Raw genomic sequence first — 917 nt, 5'->3', positions numbered from 1 at the left:
AGAGGCCAGTTCAAAAAGGCTGCTCGATACGCCTGAAGATGTTCCAACAGACAAGCGAGCAACCGAGTTTCAGGAATGCTTCGTGAATGTCGGCACGTCGCTCGAAGCGAGTGCGTAGGCGACGAAAATTGTGGAGCCAGGAGTGCGTACGTTCGACCACCCAACGATACTTGCCGAGTCCGCTGCCGTGTTCGGTGCGGCGCTTGGCGATCACTGGCTGGATACCGCGATTGCGCAGGGCTCGCCGATGCCGCTCGGAGTCGTAGCCGCGATCGGCGTAGACCACGCGAGGCCGTTGAATGGGGTGGCCGCGCAAGCCTCGAATCGACGGAATCGCGTCGATCAGCGGCAGCAACTGAGTAACATCGTTGACGTTCGCGCCAGTCAGGATCGCGGCGAGCGGTGTGCCGTTGGCGTCGGTGACGATGTGATGCTTGGAGCCGGGTCGCGCGCGATCGGTGGGGTTCGGGCCAGTTTTTGGCCCGCCCCAACGGCCCGTACCGATGATGAATCGACGGCGGCACGTGAGAAATCGATCTGGTCGGCCGCCCGCAGTTTGGCGAGCAACAGTTCATGGAGGCGATCCCACACGCCGACTTCGTGCCAGTCGCGAAGCCGGCGCCAACAGGTCGCCCCCGAACCGAAGCCGAGCTGGGTCGGCAGATGGTTCCATCGAATGCCGGTCTTGAGCACGAACAGGATGCCGTTCAATGCTGCACGATTCGGAACCGGAAACCGTCCTGGATTCTTCGTTCGCCGCGGTTTCGGCAGCGGCAGCAATGGTTCGATGAGTATCCACAATTCGTCATCAACGATCGGCGCTTGCATTCCTCATGATCCCGTTGCTCAGATGCTTGAGGTTAACAGGTCGCCGGCGAAGTTAACAGCCCCTCGAGGGTCTTTTTGAACTGGCCTCT

General features: G+C 60.7%; 1 protein-coding gene. It reads right to left on the bottom strand.

Translation table 11 applies throughout. The features are described 5' to 3' along the window. Positions 1-10 precede the first annotated feature (10 nt). Positions 11-828, bottom strand: a protein-coding gene (locus tag G3N64_RS39275) for an IS5 family transposase (RefSeq protein WP_205788919.1) whose coding sequence is annotated in 2 segments (ribosomal slippage) — positions 11-480 and positions 480-828 — 819 coding nt in all. Because the reading frame shifts where the segments join, the coding sequence is not laid out codon by codon here. Positions 829-917 lie beyond the last annotated feature (89 nt).

This window comes from Burkholderia sp. Ac-20344 (assembly GCF_017104975.1).
In the GTDB taxonomy this organism is placed as follows: Bacteria; Pseudomonadota; Gammaproteobacteria; order Burkholderiales; family Burkholderiaceae; genus Burkholderia.
Note: the sequence above shows the minus strand (reverse complement) of the source record. Positions and strands in the feature narration are given on the sequence as shown.